This is a genomic window from Maribacter sp. PR1 (genome assembly GCF_028464145.1).
GTDB lineage: Bacteria > Bacteroidota > Bacteroidia > Flavobacteriales > Flavobacteriaceae > Maribacter.
Genome location: NZ_JAQPCG010000001.1, coordinates 706,232 through 726,696, shown reverse-complemented (window position 1 = coordinate 726,696; position 20,465 = coordinate 706,232). Strand labels below are relative to the sequence as shown.

At 39.2% G+C, this 20,465-nt stretch carries 20 protein-coding genes; all 20 read right to left on the bottom strand.

All coding sequences use genetic code 11. From position 1 onward, the window contains the following. Positions 1-151: 151 nt before the first annotated feature. The gene (locus PP182_RS03090) at positions 152-1,813 is read right to left on the bottom strand and encodes a C45 family autoproteolytic acyltransferase/hydolase (protein ID WP_272649859.1); all 1,662 of its coding nucleotides are present in this window, start codon (positions 1,811-1,813) and stop codon (positions 152-154) included. Then, positions 1,814-2,689, bottom strand: coding sequence for a cupin-like domain-containing protein (locus PP182_RS03085; protein WP_272649858.1), 876 nt, complete (start codon positions 2,687-2,689; stop codon positions 1,814-1,816). Then, positions 2,689-4,239, bottom strand: coding sequence for a phytoene desaturase family protein (locus PP182_RS03080; protein WP_272649857.1), 1,551 nt, complete (start codon positions 4,237-4,239; stop codon positions 2,689-2,691). The genes PP182_RS03085 and PP182_RS03080 overlap by 1 nt, the downstream gene beginning before the upstream one ends. Beyond that, positions 4,236-7,919: a 1-acyl-sn-glycerol-3-phosphate acyltransferase gene (locus PP182_RS03075; protein ID WP_272649856.1), complete on the bottom strand. Its 3,684-nt coding sequence runs from the start codon at positions 7,917-7,919 to the stop codon at positions 4,236-4,238. Before PP182_RS03075 ends, PP182_RS03080 begins: the two co-directional genes overlap by 4 nt. Next, positions 7,912-9,081 (bottom strand): DUF2062 domain-containing protein, encoded by a 1,170-nt coding sequence (locus PP182_RS03070; protein ID WP_272649986.1) that lies wholly within the window; start codon positions 9,079-9,081, stop codon positions 7,912-7,914. Before PP182_RS03070 ends, PP182_RS03075 begins: the two co-directional genes overlap by 8 nt. A gap of 94 nt (positions 9,082-9,175) precedes the next feature. Further along, positions 9,176-9,661 carry a hypothetical protein gene (locus PP182_RS03065; RefSeq protein WP_272649855.1) on the bottom strand — a complete coding sequence of 162 codons (486 nt, stop codon included), beginning with the start codon at positions 9,659-9,661 and terminating at the stop codon, positions 9,176-9,178. After that, the gene (locus PP182_RS03060) at positions 9,661-10,029 is read right to left on the bottom strand and encodes a 3-hydroxyacyl-ACP dehydratase (RefSeq protein ID WP_272649854.1); all 369 of its coding nucleotides are present in this window, start codon (positions 10,027-10,029) and stop codon (positions 9,661-9,663) included. The genes PP182_RS03065 and PP182_RS03060 overlap by 1 nt, the downstream gene beginning before the upstream one ends. Continuing rightward, positions 10,030-10,620, bottom strand: a complete 591-nt coding sequence (locus PP182_RS03055; RefSeq protein WP_272649853.1) for a porin family protein — start codon at positions 10,618-10,620, stop codon at positions 10,030-10,032. After that, complete coding sequence (locus tag PP182_RS03050; RefSeq protein ID WP_272649852.1) at positions 10,620-11,225, bottom strand: hypothetical protein; 606 nt, start codon at positions 11,223-11,225, stop codon at positions 10,620-10,622. Before PP182_RS03050 ends, PP182_RS03055 begins: the two co-directional genes overlap by 1 nt. After that, positions 11,206-11,823, bottom strand: a complete 618-nt coding sequence (locus PP182_RS03045) for a LolA family protein (protein WP_272649851.1) — start codon at positions 11,821-11,823, stop codon at positions 11,206-11,208. The genes PP182_RS03050 and PP182_RS03045 overlap by 20 nt, the downstream gene beginning before the upstream one ends. Next, on the bottom strand, positions 11,816-12,592 hold the full coding sequence (locus tag PP182_RS03040) for a polysaccharide deacetylase family protein (RefSeq protein WP_272649850.1): 777 nt from the start codon (positions 12,590-12,592) through the stop codon (positions 11,816-11,818). The genes PP182_RS03045 and PP182_RS03040 overlap by 8 nt, the downstream gene beginning before the upstream one ends. After that, on the bottom strand, positions 12,586-13,653 hold the full coding sequence (locus PP182_RS03035; protein ID WP_272649849.1) for a beta-ketoacyl synthase N-terminal-like domain-containing protein: 1,068 nt from the start codon (positions 13,651-13,653) through the stop codon (positions 12,586-12,588). The genes PP182_RS03040 and PP182_RS03035 overlap by 7 nt, the downstream gene beginning before the upstream one ends. Next, the gene (locus PP182_RS03030; RefSeq protein ID WP_272649848.1) at positions 13,650-14,849 is read right to left on the bottom strand and encodes a beta-ketoacyl-[acyl-carrier-protein] synthase family protein; all 1,200 of its coding nucleotides are present in this window, start codon (positions 14,847-14,849) and stop codon (positions 13,650-13,652) included. Before PP182_RS03030 ends, PP182_RS03035 begins: the two co-directional genes overlap by 4 nt. A 62-nt stretch (positions 14,850-14,911) precedes the next feature. Beyond that, positions 14,912-15,166, bottom strand: a complete 255-nt coding sequence (locus PP182_RS03025) for a phosphopantetheine-binding protein (protein ID WP_272649847.1) — start codon at positions 15,164-15,166, stop codon at positions 14,912-14,914. Beyond that, positions 15,159-15,770: a 3-oxoacyl-ACP synthase gene (locus PP182_RS03020; protein ID WP_272649846.1), complete on the bottom strand. Its 612-nt coding sequence runs from the start codon at positions 15,768-15,770 to the stop codon at positions 15,159-15,161. Before PP182_RS03020 ends, PP182_RS03025 begins: the two co-directional genes overlap by 8 nt. 5 nt (positions 15,771-15,775) lie before the next feature. Then, complete coding sequence (locus PP182_RS03015; RefSeq protein ID WP_272649845.1) at positions 15,776-16,837, bottom strand: methyltransferase; 1,062 nt, start codon at positions 16,835-16,837, stop codon at positions 15,776-15,778. A 59-nt stretch (positions 16,838-16,896) separates the two neighbouring features. Next, on the bottom strand, positions 16,897-18,042 hold the full coding sequence (locus PP182_RS03010) for a beta-ketoacyl-[acyl-carrier-protein] synthase family protein (RefSeq protein WP_272649844.1): 1,146 nt from the start codon (positions 18,040-18,042) through the stop codon (positions 16,897-16,899). After that, a complete protein-coding gene (locus PP182_RS03005) occupies positions 18,035-18,472 on the bottom strand; it encodes an acyl-CoA thioesterase (protein WP_272649843.1) in 438 nt (145 codons plus the stop codon). Before PP182_RS03005 ends, PP182_RS03010 begins: the two co-directional genes overlap by 8 nt. Then, positions 18,462-19,727 carry an ABC transporter permease gene (locus tag PP182_RS03000; RefSeq protein WP_272649842.1) on the bottom strand — a complete coding sequence of 422 codons (1,266 nt, stop codon included), beginning with the start codon at positions 19,725-19,727 and terminating at the stop codon, positions 18,462-18,464. The genes PP182_RS03005 and PP182_RS03000 overlap by 11 nt, the downstream gene beginning before the upstream one ends. Beyond that, the gene (locus PP182_RS02995) at positions 19,720-20,463 is read right to left on the bottom strand and encodes an ABC transporter ATP-binding protein (RefSeq protein WP_272649841.1); all 744 of its coding nucleotides are present in this window, start codon (positions 20,461-20,463) and stop codon (positions 19,720-19,722) included. Before PP182_RS02995 ends, PP182_RS03000 begins: the two co-directional genes overlap by 8 nt. Positions 20,464-20,465 lie beyond the last annotated feature (2 nt).

The following is a 20,465-nucleotide window of genomic DNA, read 5'->3' as shown; positions in this document are numbered from 1 at the left end:
TCGCAGTCGAGGATACATTTAACGAGATTATTCCAAGAAAGGTCTCGCATCTCCTCTGCGCTCGATGTGACAGCTAGACCTGACATGTTTTAATTATTATTGATTTTAACAAATTGAATACCACGTAATTGCCTGGTAAGCGGAGAATTTGCTAGCGCAGTTTTTTCAAATATTTTTCGACGTTTTCCATATCGGGAACTGTAGTAATTTCCTTTTCTAGGGCTTTTTCAAAATATTGTAAGGCGACATAATCATATCCCATGTTGTAATTGTATACTCCGGCCAAAAAATACCCTTCCCAAAAATTGGGGTTGAGTGCAACCAGATTTTCTAATCGGGATTGGTCTATATGGTCTTTTTCGGAAATGTCATCTTCTATTTCATCCCTCAACATTCTGTACCGCTCATAATTTTTATAAGCCTCACTTTGTAAAAAAGGGTCTTTAGGGATATTCAGGTCGGTCTGCGCGATAGGCCGATTCGTTACCTTGGGAAGGTTAAAAACTTCTTTTAAATCATACGCTACAAATTCACCCAGTTGATAGGGATTGCTGGAAACCCAGACCAATAAATCTTCCGGTTGAAAAACAATACCATGATGCGCCAACAATTGATTCAAGGCCTTTTCATTTCCGTACCCTATTTGCTCCTCGTCCAAACCCTGTTTATCCCTTAAAATGGAAACCACTTCGGTAGGATTTACTTTGGAAGTTTCTTCCAACAGCTCTTCCATGCGTTCGTATCTATACTGCGAATGACTTTCCAAAATATGTTTCTGATTTTTTTTGTCATTGGCATAGGCAGCACTTTGGAAGTGGTTTGAACAAATTAACTGATTGTTGTTTTCTACTTCATAGACACCAAAATTTTGTGGCGATACCTCTATGATGGCTGCTTTTTTATCCTTGGCACTACCCACGAATATCGATTCCGAGACAAATACCTCTCTCTTCTTGGCAATGGCAATAGCTTCGTCGATGGTAGAAGCATATTGCAAAATTTCCCGTGTGACCAATGAAACCGGAGTCTTGGCAATCAATGGAAATTGGGACTTTCCGGCGTTGATGGTTACGGTAAGTCCTTGGTCGTTCATTCCGGAGACCACTCCGATCATACCGCCCCAGGTTACCGACATGAATTTGTGTCCATTCTGTGGTTCTATAAAAGCAATTATTTTGTTCTTGGCGAATTCGTCACCTGCATAAAAATCGAAATTCCTTCCAATCAATAATTTTCCGTCTTTGGTCTTGTCGCCCCAAGCAGCGAAGGAAGAACAACCCACCAAAGCCAAATCCTGAAGTGCATGGCCTATATCATGTGCTCCATGGAAATACATGACGCGCTGATAGGGCTTGGCGATATAGTCATAATCCGGAGAGGCATATTTGGATATTCCATAAAGCTCCGTTTTATATTGGGCATCTATGTTGAGGTACATTTTCCGGTTGAACCATGCCAAGAACTTTCTCAGTAAATTTTGATAGCCCTTGGAGGGCACCAAATCATCTATCTTCTTAACGAAAATATCCTCCTGTTCGTTAAACAATTCTTGGGTAAGGCTTCCCGTTTTTAAACCCAATTCCAAAGGATTTCCACTCACGTGGAGTTCCCAAAGCCCTTGTTTATTCTTTCGTAGAAAATTATCGGCTATGTTATAGGTGGAATCATTGATTTTTTTTCGCTCGGGAATTTGAGTTTCGTAGGCGGCGATATCCGGTTTTTCCAGTAGGGATTTCCTAACCCCACAAGAGGAAAGAACACCTATACTTAGAATTAGTGTAATTGCACGGTATAGTATTTTTGGTTTTCCCAATTAAGTAAGATTAAGGATGTTCTTATGCGTTTTCTCTATGGCCCTTCTATCCTTATAATCTAACCATTTTTGACCCCAATATTTCCTGGTAAAATTGTCAATATTTCTCATGATCACCACATTATAGAGCATATTGGCGAATTTTAGGGGACTTCTGGGAAGCGCACGTAAGGTCATGGAAAAACCTCCGTCCAGATATTTTATATAGTGCCAATAACCACTAGGCATAAAAAGGGCGTCTCCATGTTCCATGTTGGCGGTGACACCTTCAGCATATTGTAGGGCAGGATACTTTTTAAAATCGGGATCGTCCATATCAATGGATTCCAGATTATGGATGGAATAAGGAACCCGATAGAGGTATTTTGTCTGTTCAGGGGAGAAAAGAGTCACATGTTTATGACCGTCAAAATGAAAATGCATGCTATCGGGCAAGTCGATATCATAATGCATAAATACCTTGGATTCACCACCACCGAAAAAGAGCGCGGGTAATTTTTTGAAGAATTTTAGGCCTATGTCCGGATATTCGAAATCGTTGACTAAATCGGGCATTTTCTTCAATATTTCGTAAAAGAAAATTCTTAGATCTGTAGGTTTGGTCTTTAGAATTTCAATATAATCGGCCAGTTTCATTTCCTCTACAGGAGCATAAACACTTTGCTTGTCCTTGGCAGGTTCGTTGTTATAGAGGGGTACCATTTGGTCCCCGGCTTTGTTCTGTATATAGTCAAGGGTCCATTTTTTATACGCTGGCCAATCCTTGGTCAGGCCCTTAAGTAAAACCGGCTTTTGGGGCTTGTAATAATTTTCAACGAAATCTTCCTTAGAAATGGTTTCCAATACGGTAATTGGAGTCGTCTTGAACGTTCCCATTATACTGTGATTTTATCATTGGACTTTTTAGAATGTGCATCGGTTATCTTCTCGATCAGAGAGGCTCCACCCAATATTTCGGAGCAGGTGACTACACCACTTATGGTTACGCCGAGAATACCATGCATATTCAAGCTTTGTCCCGTTAAAAACAAGTTTTCTATTTTTGTTCTGGGTGATATAAAGGACTTCAAGGGTTCGTTTACATCTTTAACGTATCCATACATAGACCCTTTGTGGTTGCCAATATAATCCCGATAGGACAGGGGAGTGGAAGCATGTACAGATTGAATACACTCCCTAATATTGGGGAACTTTTTTTCTAATTCTTTTAGGAAGATTTCCGCTTTGTATTTTTTGAATGCCTCATAGGTCTTTCCCCGGTCATTTTTTTGGGCCACCGTATTAAAAGTGTCTTCCCATTCCTTTACCTCTTCATACCTCATATACGTGATGGCCGTAAGTTGCTCACCCCATTCATCTTGATGCTTGCGCACACCCATGGAAACCATATAGGTTTCTGGCCAAGTCTGCTCAGTGTAATTATGGGCCTCCCAAATTTTTCTGTAATCCTTAAAATGATAATAGTTTTTGTTCAGATATTTGAACGTTTTGGGCTTAAGTACGATATGAATACTAAAGGCGGATATAATACTTTCCATATCTTGAATACGCCTGGTGTACGATTTCCTAAAATGTTCTTCCCCGATCATCCGTAACGTATGCTTGGGTTCAATATTGGATATAAAGATGTCCCCTGAGACGGTATTGCCATTTTTTATGGTTACGGATTCTAGCTTCTTGTCCTTACAGGTCATATCTACAACCTCACTATGTTTGTAGACTTCCCCTCCATTTTCCTTTAGCCTTCGTACCAATAATTTGGTGATTTGGCTTCCACCGTCCGCACAGCGGTAAGCACTTTCAATGTATGAATTAATGGATAGCGCATGGACGTAAAGCGGCGTTTTGTCAGGGTCCCCTGCATATAATAGGTTGGAGCCTGCTAAAACCGCCCTCAACTTTTCATTCCTGGTAATACTTTCAATGTATGCCTTTGCGGTTTGTTGAAATATCTCAGGATCATTGCCATAGGGCTTGCCCTCTTCCAAATTATATAAAGGAAACTTGTTACAAATGGCTTGAAGCTTTTCGCAATAGCTTTCTATGGCCTTTTTTTCCTCTGGAAATTTCTCAACCAATTGGGCGGTAAAATTATCGTAGCCCTGGGCATGGGGATAAATGGTATCATCATTATCAAAGGTGATGATGTCAAAACCATCCCGATTCATTCTTTTCAAATGAAGTCCGTCCAAAATGCCTAGATAGTCAAAATAGCGATATAGATTTTGACCTGGTGAAAGTCCTCCTATATAGTGTACTCCAGTATCGAAAATGGTCCTGTCCCTAACAAAGGTCTGTAGATTGCCTCCAAATTGGTTGTTTTTTTCCAAAACACAAACACTACGTCCTTCACGAGCCATGATATTGGCGGCTACCAAGCCTCCCATACCACTCCCGATTATGATGACATCGTAATGCGCTTTCAATTTGATGGTTTTTTATTAAGAACAATAAATTTATCATTTTGCCCAGTAACCAAAAAATCTGAGGACAAAACTTCCTTGTAATCCAAGAATCTACCGGATTTTATCAGTATGATGGTTTCAAAGTTCTTTGTTTCTATTGATGAAAACGAAAAGCTTTCCAAATTAATAAGTAGTATATCCGCGGTATTTGAAAGTGCATCATACATGGAAGTATAACATGTGATCTTGGCATACTTCTGAAGTAGGAAATTTTGTTCAAGGCCAATGGCGGAATCGTTATCCTCCAAATAAGTATGCAGTTTTCTATCCATGGAATCGAAGCATAAAAGTAAATCTAGTTGCCCCTCATCTTTAGTAAGGTGTATTATGCCTGCCTTTGGAGGAATCTGTTCCAATAATTGCCGATACGCCTTGCTATTGGCTTTTAAATCGGATTTTACTTTTTTGTAAATATGATCATTTTTAAATCTAAAGTTTTCCAATAGGGTTTTGGTCCAATATCCTTCTACTTCGATTTCCGTTCTAAATTCCTTAAAATCTTCTCTAAATTGTGCCCCGATCTTTTTTGCCTGTTGTGAATAATTTTCTCCAAATCGCTTATCCCCAAAGGGTATTCTTGGCATGATTTTCACTGTAATACTGCCATCCCGTATTACAAAACTACCTTTGGGCAACACCTCTGAATTACCATGAATCAATATGGGGATGAGGTCCAACTGAAATTTTTCGGCCAAATAAAAAGCACCCTTATGAAACCTTTTGATCTTGTTACTTGTGGAGCGCGTACCCTCTGGAAAAGCTATGATGGAAAACCCTTGTTCTAATTTTTGCTGTAGATAAGCCTCGCCATTTTCCACACCTCCGGAAACGGGGTAGGCTCCCGCTAATTTGGCGGCTTTCCCAAAAATAGGAGAGTTGTATACCCAATCGTTCACTAAAAAGATAATCTTGGGATGTAGCATTCCGATGCATAAAATATCCAGAAAAGAAGTATGGTTGGCAATCAACATGGCCGGTTTTTCAAAAGTTTCCTTTGAAGGATTCAATACCTGCTTTTTAACGAAAGGGTTGGTATATAAAACCGATTTCATCAATTTGGAGACTGCCTTGTGGAACCCAAGATTTTGTTTTTTTGCTTGATTGGGATTGAAAAGGGTGACAATCCACGCATAGATGGAAAAGAATATTCCGCCCAAGCCGAAATACAAAAATGACAGTACAGAATGGATAAAATATCGTAAAGAAATCGGCCGCTTATTTCGATTGCCTATAAAAAGCCGGAACAATGAGGGTTGTATGGTAAAGGCAACAAAGGCCGCAGAGAAAATACCAATTAAGGATACCCGGGAAATAGCGTAGAGTGCCGGGTGTTTGGCGAAAATCATGACGCCTACGCTAGCAATTGTCGTAATGACCGAAAGGATAATGGAGGTCTTATGGGTCGGTAGGGATTTGATTCCCGTTTGATGTTCCAGCAATAATCCATTGGTAACAAAAATGCTATAGTCTACCCCGAGGCCAAAAATGAAACTGCAGATAATAATATTGAATATATTGAATTCAATGCCCAACACGCCCATTACGCCGACGGTCAGAAACCACGTTAGAAAAATTGGAACGGCCGTTACCAAGGTTAGGGACAGGCTTCTATAGAACAAGGCAAGAATCAATACCACGGTGACAAAGGATAGCCAGAGCAACCTGTTGAAATCTCTTTTTAGCGTTCCCAGAAAGGATTCATTGACCTCTTTTCTATTGATCAACAGGGTATTTTCCTCTTCGGAAAAATGGGGTTTTAGCTGATCGTATTTATCGTCATTAAGTTTGATCAATGAGGTGACGGTTGTTCCCGTACTATCCTTGACGATGTAGTCATCAACACTAAGGGCAGGAATATCCTTGAATTCTGATAGTTCCATGGGGTCAAAATCCGTCTGGAGCCAATCGTAAAACGATTGAAAAGTACTGGTTTTAAACCCTAAATTTTCTGCGTTTTCATTGATTTCAATTTGTAGGGAATCCATTTTGGGATTCGTCCAAAATTGCTGCCAACGTTCAATCTTTTTGTTCTGGGTTCTCTCTGATTTTATCAAACTGGACACCGAAGTGAAATTAATTAGGGTCCCGTTCCGTTTCAGTGCTTTTAAGTTTTCGAAAATAGCATCGTTTCGCTGTAAAACATTTTCCTGTTGCTCCCCATACGTAGAAAGATAGACCGATTTGGATTCCAAATCGGTTAGGGATTCCAGTTTTTTACGTGCCTCGATTAAAACTTCCGATTCATAGTTCAGCTTGCTAATATCCTGATTGAAGGTTACCCGGTTATAATAAAATATACTTAGAATAAACCCTAGGGTTAGTATGCCAATCGCCCATTTGCTTTTTTGAAATTCGAAGGCCGCAACTTTTTCCAGAACTGTCGTTTTTCTTTCTTTATGTCCCTCAAAAACATACACCTGCGGTATAAATAACAAAGAAAAGATAGCGGAACCTACAACGCTTATTGAAGCGAATATGCCCAAATCCTGCAGGGCTTGTGACTCTAAAAACAAAAGGCATAAGAAGGCCGAGGCCGTTGTTAGGCTACTCATAAGGATAGAGGGGGCAACCTCCCGGTACAAGAGTTGTAATTCCTCTCCTTTTCTAATATGGGTTAGGATGTGAAGGGCATAATCCAACGTTACTCCCAAGAGAATGGCTCCAATACCTAAAGAAACGGCAGAAATGTATTCCCTTGTCAGTGCTAAAAAGGATATAGCGAGTAGCGCTCCAAATAGGGTAGGAGTGAACAATATTAAAGGCAGGGTAACCCTCTTATAGAACAACATCAACAAAATGAGCAGGATTGCCATGGCAATGCTCACGGTAAAAATGATATCGTTTTTAACTTGTTGTGCATTGGCTACAGCAACCAAGGCCGCCCCAAAAAATGAAACATGTATGTTATTCCCGTACTTGGCGTATAGCTGTTCTTTTAAATTATATAACCCTGCTGCAAGAGGTTGGTTTTCAACGGTTGCACTTGAAGGGTTTACAGGGGTGATAAAAAGTAGAATATTGGTTTCTTCCTTATTCAGTAAAAAACCGTTCTTTAATTTGAAATCTTCTGCTACCCCCAGTTTTTGTAGTTTTTTAAGGGCAATGAACGATAGGCCCAAGGGATCCTTTAAAATGCTTTTCTTAGCGATGATTCCAGAGGGGGATACCAGGGTGCGGTAATTTTGCTCCATTTGAGACTGGATACTATCACTTCTAAGTTTTCGGTCTATGGCCGCATAATCTTCTTCATCCAAAAAAAGTGGAAGATGATTATAGACCAAATCGAAAGTGTTCAGAACTTGGGCGTCATCTACTTTGCCTTGGATACTCTTTATGTATTCTGGATACTTTTTTTGGAGACTATCCAGAAAATCTGAAGCAGATTGCGTGAATTCATCTATGGAGGTTTCTTGCGGTCTTTCAATATTGACGATAATTTTATCCGTAAAAGCGATAGATTTTAATACCTTTTGAATTCGCCTTGTCTCTGGATTTGAAGGAATCAGTGCGGTAATGTCATCCTTGAATTGCACATTGGTAGCGGAAAATACAAGTGCACCAAGAATTAGCAATAGTACCGATACGCTGGCTATCCTATTGTTCTTTATATTCCGATATATCCTAAAAAAGAGATCACCCATTATTAACGGCTATTTTCCGCTTTCCAAAGTATGTAAGGGTAAGATAGCCTATTCCTCCAACAATTATGGCACCTACGACCGCCAATACAAAACTCCCAATGAGGTATGCCTTCAGATGGGTTAAAAAATCGAAATTTTTATTGATGGAGTCCAGTGAAAAAGAATAGGATTCTCCCAATATCCAACTTCCTGTTTGCAAACTTCCCAATACAATAAATGGGATAAAAGGCGGGAGGCTGACATTGGAAAATGCAAAGGCGATGGGCTTGTTAAGTTTAAGAATAAAGGATAAAAAAAGCACCAAGAGGGTATGCAAACCCCAAAATGGGCTCAGCCCTACAAATACTCCCAAAGTAATCGAAGATGCTTTTTTTAATGGTGAATCGTTACTGCCTAATACATCGTTCAGAAGAAATTTCTTGAATCCCTTTTTTTTGATTTTTCGAAAGAAATCCCTGGGTTTTATATAGAAAATAGTCACCAGGACAAACCATGTATTTAGGATGCTTATACGGGTAAAATCCGGAACCGTTCTAAAATGGGATACACGGTCCACGTCATCATATAATATTTTAACGGGAACATTTTTTACCAAAGTACCTTGCCAAGCGGCTTTAACGATAACCTCTATTTCAAATTCGAATTTTGGCGTGTATAGGCGAAGTTTATCAATTTCCCTTAGCGGATAAAGACGAAACCCACATTGGGTATCCTGAAGCCAAGTACCGGTCTCAAACCAAAACCAAAAATTGGAAAACTTATTTCCAAAACTGCTTTTTCCGGGAACGTCCGCTTGGTTCATATTTCGAGCACCTATGTAAAGGATATTTTTGTTGGGTTCCTCCTCCAATGCATCTAGAAAAATAGGGATATCCTCTGCAAAGTGTTGACCATCCGAGTCCATGGTAATGGAAAATTGATAACCTTTCTCCAGAGCCTTTTTAAAGCCTGACTTTAATGCCTTTCCCTTACCCTGATTTTTTTCAAAGTGGATTTGTTCTACTTCGGGGAATCCTTTTAGTATTTCTTTGGTGTTATCCGTTGCCCCATCGTTTACGACTATAATATTTGTGGTATAGTCCAGAACGTCCTGTAAAACCCTAGCCAATGACTTTTCATTGTTGTAGGTAGGTATTAGAACACAGCAGCCTAGTTGTTGCATTCTCTCCTGTATGGTAGCTGGTTTGGGCACGTTTTGCAAGATTGGTAAAACCTTATTGTTATTCCTGTGGGCAAAGATACATAAACGTAAAGGTCTATAATGTTGCCTTTTCCTCCTCGGAAAAGACCTTGGAATCTTTGCTGTATTTCTTGATCAATTCCTTTATGGTCGGGTCCTTGATTTGTGGATATTTTTTGAGAATAAAGCTCTTGTCGCTTTCAAGATCTTCTCTGTAGTTTACAATTTTAGGAGCATTTTCTTGCACGCTAAGCCTAACAAAACGAAGCTCAACATTTTCAGGATCTAGGGCTATGGCAGACTCTATCATGGCCACACCTTCCTTGAAATAGGTTTTTTTCTCCTTAATACCTTTGGCGTGCTTTGCCTTAAGCGTATATGCAGCCCCTTTATAACCATATAGCGTGGCGTTATTTTCTAAGTTGATAGCAGTCAATTTTTTATATAATGAATCGGCAACCTCGGCATCATCAATAGCCATAGGATACAATTCTCTTGCTTCTTGCACATCTATGGGAAGAAACAAAACCGAAACAAAAAAAATAATCAATAAAGCTTTCATCAGGCTTTTGTTTTAAAGAAAGCACTCAATTTTAATGCCACGGTTTCCTCAAAACGTACCGTATTTTTTATTTTAACACCTTCTTCGGTTTGTGAAAGTTCTATTCGGAATTCAATAATATCATTTTTTTCAGGGTTGATAACGGACATAAACTTGACATTGGACGCCACCGAAAGCATCAAGTTTTTATCCAAGGCTTTTTCCGTTAACTCTTTGATTATCTGTATAACACACACACCGGGTAAAACCGGGTGACCCGGAAAATGACCTTCAAAAATCCTATGGTCTTTATCCAGTTTAACGGTGGCCTTGATATGGGGTTCTTGGTATTCAAAATCCTGAATCACGTACAATCCTTCTAACAGCATCTATTTTAGTTTAAATTTATAGGTGGCACCGACTTGAAATACTCCGTTTAAGTTGCTCCCATCCTCTTCGTAAAAATCGTCTGCACCAAAAAAATCAACACTTACTGTACCTTGTTTATATCGGGCCTCCAAGGTCAATCCAAAATCAAATTCGTAGCCTAAGCCTCCGAATACAACGACATCAAAAGGGGATATTTCCCCGTCTCCATCTCCATTGAAAAGATTAACAAAGTTATTCTTAAGATTGATGTCCAAACCGATACCCAGATTGAAATGAAAACCTTTATTTGGTCCAACGTAGAACTTATTGGCAGCCATAATGGAGAGGTAATCAATTTCGACATCACCATAATCTGGACTGTTAGAGGTACCACCTTGCGAGGAGTAAAGAATTTCCGGTTGAAGCGTATATCTGGTTGAAATTGGAATATCTATAACAGCTCCTATATAAAAACCTGCTTTTGAGTCTAAACGCGTTTTACTAATGCTACTTTCGTTATATCCTAATTTAATACCAGGAGCTACTTGTGCACTTGATACCGAAATATAAAGGCAGGAAAGCAATAAAAAGTATGTAGTTAACTTGTTCATTAAATGGCCTGTAAAGATATGGCAAGTTTAATGTTTTTATGTAAAATTTGAATATGTCTTGCTAGGTTTTCGCTTCTTTCAGAAAAAGTGATAACTACTATTTCTTTTTGGTTACCAACCTTTGCAATAGATTGCAAGGTGTCTTTTTTAAAATTATAATAATGGTTTTTGGTACCGATTTTAGCCTTTAGGAGTTTTGTATTTTCCTTTGCGTATGTCTCGGTAAAAGCTATATTTTCTTTTATCAAAGTCCTAAAATCCTGTTCCAATACGTTCAAAAGAAGTTTACGGTCCATTTTTTTTAGGATATGATTCACTTCAAAGCTATCATCACCAATTGAAAAATCGAAAATAGTATTGCCAAGTTCCGTAGTAAAGGCTACTCGATGTTTGTTTTCGTCGGTTTTTTTAATCACTAAAATTCCGCTGAACTCATTTTTAAACGCAGAAATATTCGCTTTGTAAACATAGTCTTTTTGCAAATCCGAGAAATAGGGATTGGTAAAGGTTTTGGATTTACTCTGATCAGGAGAATAGCCTAATTTTTTTGGATATGGCGTACACCCAAGGAAGAACACAATAAGGCTACTGAGTAAAAACCGCATCTGGAATTGCTTTATTTTCCACCCTATTAGAAAATATGATTCTGGTATAATCACCGCTTGGTTCAATCATTTTCAACTCATTCACCGCGCCCTGATCGGAAAACGAAATGTGAAATGCTTTTATAAACTCCGAGAACTGAGGGTCTTTAGGTAAAAAGTGTACCATACGATTGCCATTCTCCTTAGAATATGCAATATCAAATTCTGTATCATTGAACATATCTCCACTAATACTGGCTGTAATTAATTGGTTCAATTGTTTAAAAAGCTTGTTGGAACCTAGGTCCAACTTACTTTTGTTGCCATTATCATTTATAAATAGTTTTTCATCCTTGAACAGGACTTTATAAGAAAATGGGGTTTCATATTCCCAGCTTACATTATCCGGGGCCTTAAAGGCCATTTCCCCAGTGGATTCAATGTCGTTGGACAAAAAATCCAGATGTTTGTACTGAACAAAATCGCTCGTAATGGTTTTGGTAGACTGGGACTTTTGTTTTACCTGAGCCTGTAGTTCTTGGGCTTCTTCCATGGACATTTTACTCTGGGGATAGAGTGCCTGGACAAGGAATAAGGCTATGGCTAATACTCTATACATAGGCTTTTAGTTCTAGTAATTGGTCCACGGTGACCGACTTTAGGTTTTTCTCCTTCAAAAATAACAATAACCGTTCCAAAACAGCTATGGATTTAGCGCTCGTATCATGCAGCAAAATAATATCCCCCCTGTTTGTTCTGGTGGTTATCCGTTTTAAGACCATCTTTTCGTTTCTGGGTGTAGTATCCAAAGACCTTACGTTCCAACCTATTGAGATTAGGCCCAATTTATTAACCGCTTCGGCTATACTGGGATTGGTTACTCCAAAGGCAGGGCGATAAAGCCTCATTTTTAACCCGACCAATTTTTCAACAAGATCGATGGACTTGGAAAGTTCATGGGCAACCTTGGAGGTACCGTAAAAACCGAAGGTATTGTCATGTGAAAAAGTGTGGTTCCCTACTGTATGTCCTTCCCTTATTATTTGTTTGAAAAGCTCAGGATGTTTCTCAATGTGTTTTCCGATACAAAAAAAAGTGGCCCTCGCATCGTACTTTTTGAGTAATTCCAGCGCCATAGGGGTATACTGTGAGTTTGGTCCATCATCAAAAGTAATGGCAACTTCGTTTTTGGTAGTACTCTTATTTGAATGTAGGGAAACTAAGTGGTAGTTCCATCGTACAAAAAAAGAGCCGAATAAGGTCAATAAGAACCATATAAAACCAACAAGTAAAAAAATATACCAGGGAAAAGACAGAAAAAAAGACAGGCCTACAAGTACAATTAAACCTAGGATGAAAATACTATTTACAGTTTTTCTTTTCAGCATTTTTCCAGCAATACTAGACTGTGGTTTTTACCTCTATATTGATTGTAGATCAAGAGTCTTTTGGGGTTATTGATGGGTAAATTGTTCCAGCGAAGGATTTCTGGAACTTTGCCCGTTTTAAAAATTTTGTTCGCTAACCAAAAAGCGAATCCCGAGGCGGTATCGTATTCGCCCGATAGATGTTTGTATACCAGTTGCGGATTTTCTTCAAATAGGGAAGTGCCTAGGTTTTTATAAATGCTATCAAATTCCACATCACCATTGTTCCCTAGAATGACGCCGTCCAAATCGCTAATCGAAATCTTATTATTTTCCAAAAAGGATGTTATTGTTTCCGATATCTTTTCTTCTGGCAGGGTGTTATAAATACCCATATCTATTAATCTGGAATAAGTAGAACCCTGTTTCTTGTTGGATAAGACAAAAAAATGAGAACCTTCCCCAAAAACAATTCCTTTGGTCCCAGAATTAAGAACGTCTTCCATGGGAACTGCTTCCTTTTTTATGTGGTCGATAAATTTATGGGTCTCCACATGATGGTTCACCAGCTCGTCCACTGCACCTACCAAAATGTTTTCGGCTTCATTTGTCGCCAGTTGCAGTTTGGCATCCCATAGGCTGGATTCAAACGAGAGATTAGAATGGACGTAAGTAAAGTTGTATCCTTTGCAGCCCATGTCCAAGGCAATTGAACCCGCTACGGTATTATGTGAAGATTGAATAAAACGTGTTGGTGTAAGATATTGCTCGTCATTGTCCAAAATATCGCGCACAAATTTTTCCGAGTCACCCAAACACCCCAGACCTGTTCCTACAATTATGGCATCCACATTTTCCAGCCCAGCTTCTTTCATCGCATTTTGGGAGCTTACCGCGCTCATTTTAATGCCTTTTGCCATCCTACGGGCGGCGGCAGGTGGTATAAATTCTTTATAGTTGGGGTCTACAACTTTTATTGCATTATCGTTATAGGTTACTATGTCTTCTAGAAAAGCTGAATCGTCAAAGGTTTTTTGTACGGAGACAGAACCTATACTATTTATGTAGACTTCCTTTTTCATGCTTCCTTTGTAAAAATAAGGGTAGAACAATTACCTCCAAAGCCAAAAGAATTAGAAAGGACCGTATTTATTTCTTTGTTTTTTAGTGTTGTTTGCGGAAGAAGCTTAAACTCTGACATTGGGGTCTTAAAGTTCAAATTGGGGTAGATAATGTTGTTTTGAATGGCCAAAACGGAATAAATTGCCTCTACCCCCGCGGCTACCGCTAAGGTATGACCTGTGAAGGGTTTGGTAGAACTAAATTCAGGGATATTATCCCCGAACACCCGAATAATGGCCCGACCTTCAGAAAGATCATTATTGGGAGTGGCCGTTCCGTGGGCATTGATGTAATCAATGTCCTTAGGTTCTATCCCCGCTACTTTTAACGCTTTTTCCATGGCCAATACAGCCCCGTCCCCATGTTCGGAAGAAGCGGTTTGATGGTAGGCATCGTTGGAGTTACCATATCCCTTTACATAGGCTAGCACTTCCTTATTTTCGTTTTTTACAACCTTATCCGATTCCAAAACTAAAAAAGCGGCAGCTTCACCCAAATTCAACCCTTTTCTATTTTCATCGAAAGGTGTGTTATACGTGTCGGAGAGGATCATAAGGGTTTTAAATCCGTTAATGGTAAATTTTGAAAGACAATCGGAACCACCAACGATGACCCGGTCTAACTCCCCGCTTTTTATCATTCTTGCTCCAAGCATTATTGCATTGGCGGCAGAGGAGCAAGCGGTACTGATGGTGGTTACAAAACTTTCAGTAAGTCCTATAGCATCTGCTATTTTCTGGGTAGAATCTCCCGCATGCAATCCATTGATATGGTTCCAATGGGCATCGGTTTGGTAATAGTCATAAAAATATTCCTCGGCTTTATCCATTCCGCCAACGGTAGTTCCGGAAATTAGTCCGGTTTTATAGTCGGAAACATCTTTAATCCCGGCTTGGGCCAAGGCTTCTTTTGCCGCTATTATACCCAATAGTGGAGTCCTGGAATACGTGTCGTGGGCATAACCTAAGGTGTTTTCCAGGGCATCGTCGGTCAAAGGAATTTCGCCAACCATGATTTCACTTTCATGAACCGTTTTAATTTGGGTAATTTTTGAAATTCCCGACCTACCTGAAAGGAGGGAAGCAAAATTTTCAGCGACATTGTTGCCAATGGCAGAAATCATTCCCATTCCAGTAATCGCAACTCCTCGGTTCATTTAAAATATTTAAACAAAATAGCAAATTACACGTAAAACGAAGTTGTGTAATGGTGAGCTTTTTATGCTTTTTTTGCGCTAATGTAAGCGGCCATGGTATTTATGGACTCAAAAATTTTTCTTCCCTCTTTTGGGTCTGCCAATTTTATGCCGTAGTCTTTGTCCAGCATTACGATGAGTTCCAAAGCATCAATGGAATCTAGACCTAAACCATCTCCGAACAATGGGTCATTGTCTGCGATTTCCTCTACGGAAACATCCTCCAGGTTCAACTGCTCTATAATTTTTTCCTTTAATTCTTGTTTCAATTCACTCATTGGTCGTCTTGTATAATCGATTTATTTCAGCATTGGAATGCACAAAAGTACCTTTCTTTGATACAACATACAAAAATGCATTATATTTTCCATTATCCACATCTACCCAGGCACATAATACCTTTTTCGCCTTGTTTTCATCCAATAATTGGTTGGTATAATAGCTCAGGGTTTCTGATGAAAATTCATCCATGACAAAAAAACAATTTTCAGAATGAATTTGGTGCCGTATGCTAATTTCTCCCATACAAATATTGGCTAAGGTGTACACGAATACCGCCGGGCTAGGATAATACTGAGTGGAGTCTTTTATAGAACTTTGATATCCACGGTCTGTATCCAAGCTAGATGCTCTGTTGGAAAACACCATGGCCATATCTTTGTCGGATTCATTTTTTAGTAAGACTTCGGCAGCCAAAAACCCAAGCTTACTTAAGTTGTCCATCTTAAAGAATTTGGGGTAGTCCACGACCAACTTTTTGTAGGCCGCTTTCATAACAGGTTTAAACTCGGTTTCCAACGTCTTGAAAACTATTTTTCCATTGACGGATATTTCACCGTTTTTTACATGGCTATAACTTTCTATGTAATAGTCGTTCTTCAAATGAATTATTTCTTCTTACAAACGAACAAGGTATGGAATTCTCCCAAACTCACATCTTCCTTGATTTCTAAACCGGCTTTGTCGGCCAACTCCAAAAGGTCCGTTGCCTTGTACATTTTACTGTTGCCGTTGGCTAAAGCGGTAAAGTAGAGTGAAGTTGCCTCCAACGTAAATTTGGCATTATCAAACTTTTGTCTGTCGGTATAGGTTTCAATGATAATCAATTCGGTATCAGAATCCATTGCCTTTACTGCAGTCCTAAGAATTTTCAGGATTTCCTCTTTGGAAAAACAATCCAAAAACTGACTCATCCATATGGTATCCGCTCCATTTGGGATAACCGGATTTTCGGACAGCCAGTCTATTTTCGTTCCATGAACCCTGGCACCAAAACCTTGGTCAGCCGTGTTTTGTAACGCTTTTTTTAATTGCCCGGGCAAATCGAATATATGCACATTTACATCGGGGTTGTAGTTGCAGCATTGAATGGCAAATTTTCCCGTATTTCCACCAATGTCAAACAATAATTTGGGCTGGTGTTTAAAAACAATCTTAAGGGCTTCATCAAAAATACCATCCGAATAAAAATGATCAAAATCAAACCACGATTTTTGAATATTCGGTTTTAATTCCGAAAGTCCCTCGTAGATGGTTTTCCAATTTCCCAATTCCTTAAGGCCGGCAGGTTTCCCTTCTTTAATAGCTTCCTCTAAATGAAACAAACCTTGATAACATACATCCTGTGTGAAATTCATATTCACTTGGGTCATGGGATTGTAGTTTAGGAAATACCCGATTTTGGTAAGTTCATACTTTCCTTGTTCATCCAAAGAGACAATGTTGGAACTTTCTGCCATTTCCAAAAGTACACTTAACCCATATTCACTTATAGACAAAGCTTTGGATATTTCTTCGAGGGTTACACCACCCTTGGCCACATTTCCGAATATAAAATCAAAAATGCCCAAATTTTTAAGGGTAACGGTAGTTTGAAAAACAAATGGGGCAAAAGCTATCTTTTGTGCTTCCTGTAGGGCATCAATTGCCTTTATGTACTTTTTAGACATTACGTTGATTCACAAATTTAAAAATGGCGAATTTAAGATATCCCATTTATTAATAACAATTATTGGACCTTTTTAAATAATACGGCGGTATTGGAACCCCCAAAGCCCGATGCGGTTTTCAAAAATGTATTTATGTTTTTTTCTGTGGTTTTCTTAATGATATTCATGGGCCTTGATACTCCCAAGTCTTGAAAACCAAGGGAGGCGAACAAGGTGTTTTTATGAAGGGAATGTATACCGATGATACTTTCCAATAATCCTGAAGCCCCCAAAGTATGGCCAAAATAACTTTTTAGACTGTTCAGCGGCGTTTTGGAAAGCCCCGCCCTATCGAAAGCAATGGATTCCATTTCGTCGTTAAACATAGTGGCCGTGCCATGCCCTGAAATATAATCTATGTCTTTTTTTTCTATACCCGATTGTTGCACAGCATTTTCAATGCACCTAAAAAGTCCTTCCCCTGTACGTGATGGACCAGAAATGTGATTTGCGTCGTTACAAGAGGCCTCTCCTATAATTTGAACCGATTCTTGGGCCAACTCGATAGGGTCCTTGGTAACCAATACACTGGCCGCCACTTCACCAATGTTGATTCCGGTTCTGGAATTACAATAGGGCCTACAAGGCTCCAAACTTAGTGCTTGAAAGGCATTGAACCCGGAAAGTATAAATTGGGTCACCATATCCCCGGCTACGATGAATATACGGTCGTATTTACCTTGTCGTATCATTCTTTTGGCAACGGCAACGGCCAAAATTCCAGATACACAGGCATTGGATACAATGATGGCCTTATCCTTAAAACCAAAAAACACCTGTATTTGGTCTCCTAATTCGGAGAGATAGGCCCTGGATTCGGGAAAACTACTGTCTTCTTCCAATACATCAATGTTCCCCTTAGTGGTAGATATGATTAAACCGGTTCTTTCGTCCAAGGCTAAATTTGATTTGGAAATGGTATCCGATAGGGAAACCAACATCATTTTTTCCAAACGGGTATGCTCTGATTTTGGGTTTAGGTCTTTATATTTTTTTTGAAGTTCGTTTTGATTGATTCTGGAAGAGCAGAAGGGGACATGCAGCACCTTTTTATCCTCATAAACGGACAATCCACAGTTTCCCTTTTCGATATTATCAATTACCGAATCACTATTAAATCCTAATGAAGAAACAATATTGTTATGTGACAAGTAGACATTATCCATCCAACAAACCTACTTTTTTCTTCCAATCCATAAAAAATTCAGGAATGACCAAGGATAACTCACCTTGAAGTTCCACGAAAACTTGTACCGTTTCCCCGGTACAGACCACTTTCCCCTCCGGATTTAATATTTCGTATTTGAAAATCATTTTGGCGGCGGCAGAATCGACATAGGTTGTCTTAATCTCTGCAACATCACCATAACGTAAGGGCAGTTTATGTTCACAGGTCGATTTTACTATAGGAGATGAGAAGTTGTGTTTTTTCTGATCTAGGTAGGAAATCCCGTGATGCCTTCCAAAAGCTTCTCTTCCATCTTCAAAATATTGGATGTAATTGCCATGCCATACGATGCCCAAGGGGTCGGTTTCCGTAAACCTAACACGAACCTTACTTGTAAAACTAATTTCCTTTGTTTTGTTAGACAGCATTCTTTCTTTGGTTATAAATGATTGCAATAGCAGTTGTTACTATGAAAAAAAGTAAAAGGGAGGATATTTCTGGAATTATTTCCGAAAAACCTACATTTCTCAAAAATACATCATAAAAGGCATTTAAGCCCCAATTCATTGGGGATAGCTTGGAAAGTGTCTGCATAAACGCAGGCATGGCAAACACCGGTACCCAAACTCCGCCAATTGCAGCCAAGATGACTACGAAGGTTGCCCCGAAGGGTGCGGACTGTTCCTGTGATTTTGCAATAGTACCCAATAATAGACCCAATCCGATGGCTGCCAACCCGGCAAAGAAGGCTACGATTAACAAAAGCGGAATTCTTCCCGTTACATCCAATTTTGGAAGCCCTAATACCGGAAAAAGGTATACTCCAAGGACCAACATTAAAATAAATTGAATTAGGGATACTACGAGAAAAACCAAGGTTTTTCCGCCCAAAACGGTAGCATAAGGTATAGGTTGAGTCCGTAGTCTAATAAAAGTACCTTGATTTTTTTCATTTACCATGTTGATGGACAAAGGGAGCATGATGAAGAAAATTGCAAAAAGAGACCATGCAGGAATATTATGTTGGGTGGAATTGGGGATTCCCTCTTGTTTATCTGTATTAGGAACAATTTCGTTAAAGGAAATAAAGCTTTCCATGTCAAATATGGGCTCTGAACTCTCTTCTCCCAGTTCCTCTTGAAAGGCCTTATATATGGACTGGCTTTCAATTTTTGAAATCATTTTATCTATATTGTTTTTGACAGAGCTTTTGAAAGACCGTTGCGTCGCTGGGTCAAAATAGAGGCGAATTTCCTTTTTCTCAATTTTTAAGTTGCTTAATTCTGATTTTTCTTCCACGCCGAATTCCGCTAATATTCCCGTAACGTTTTGGTCAATCTTTAAATTGAGGTCTTTGGTTAGGTTTTTAGGAAGTATAATTGCCAATTGATAATCTCCTTTTTGAACCAAATCTTGAGCACTGGTTTCATTGCTTTCATCAACAATTTCAAAAAGACTGGATTCTTTAAGATTATTAGTGATAAGGTTGGACACCTCTCCTTTGTCTAGGTCTACCAAAAGTATAGGTATTTTGTTTTCTTGTATGCTCTTGAAGGTATTATCCTGTATCAGGGTGATGGTGATTACCAAAAGTAGCGGCATTAAAAACAGAACGGCCAATCCTCCCAAATCCCTTGTGAGCAGCCAAAATTCCTTTTGCGCTGAAACCAATAGCTTATGCATAGTCTCTCAAGGCTTTTCCGGTTAACGACAGAAATACCTCTTCCAAATGTTTGGCACCTTCCTCTTTTTGGATCAGTTCCTTGGGAGTCCCTAAGCAAATGAGCTGGCCATGGTCTATAATTCCGACATTGGTGCAAAAAAGCTCCGCTTCGTTCAAATGGTGGGAAGTGTAAACAATGGTTGTTCCTTTTGCATTTAGTTCTCTAAGGTAATCTATGATCGCCGTTTTGGATTGTACATCGACTCCAACGGTAGGCTCATCCAGAAATAGCACTTTGGGCTGATGGAGAATGCCAGCGATAAGGTTTACCCTGCGTTTCATTCCACCAGAAAATGACTTTACTTTTTTATCACCGAATTTATGGAGTCCCAGAATGTCAAGATGCTTATCAATGGATTCTTTGAATATCTTACCTTTTAAACCGTACATACTACCAAAATAGTATAGGTTTTCGTAGGCCGTTAAACTAGGGTAAAGGGCATATTCTTGGGGTACGATTCCTATTAGCTGTTTCAATTTTTTTTTAGCGGAGGCAAAATCCAATCCGTCTATGGTAAAAGTGCCGGATGTAGGCTTTATCAATCCACAGAGTATGGAGATAAGTGTCGTTTTGCCAGCCCCATTTGGCCCCAGTAATCCAAATATTTCTCCTGAACTAATTTTCAGATCCAAGTCTAACAGGGAAAAATGATCAGCATTCTTGTATTTTTTCGAAAGTTGTTCGATTTGAATCATAG